General features: G+C 75.6%; 1 protein-coding gene. It reads left to right on the forward strand.

Annotated elements, in window-relative coordinates:
- The coding region (locus tag JHD80_RS27675; RefSeq protein WP_199093823.1) for a hypothetical protein at positions 1 to 181 on the forward strand (181 nt) is incomplete at its 5' end.
- Positions 182 to 315 lie beyond the last annotated feature (134 nt).

Raw genomic sequence — 315 nt, forward strand, 5'->3', positions numbered from 1 at the left:
CCCCCCCCCCCCCCCCCCCCCCCCCCCCCCCCCCCCCCCCCCCCCCCCCCCCCCCCCCCCCCCCCCCCCCCCCCCCCCCCCCCCCCCCCCCCCCCCCCCCCCCCCCCCCCCCCCCTTTTTCAAGCAGCAGACGGCATACGAGATCGCGCCTAGAGTCTCGTGGGCTCGGAGATGTGTATAAGAGACAGCCCTTGCGCCGGTCCTCGCCCGTCAGCGTCGCGATCGGCAGCGACGTCGCGTAATCGCCCATCAATCGCGAGATCACGTCGACGAGCGTCGACTTGCCGTTCGAGCCCTCGCCATGCAGCAGCACGA

Source organism: Allobosea sp. ASV33 (assembly GCF_016428755.1).
Taxonomy (GTDB): Bacteria; Pseudomonadota; Alphaproteobacteria; order Rhizobiales; family Beijerinckiaceae; genus Allobosea.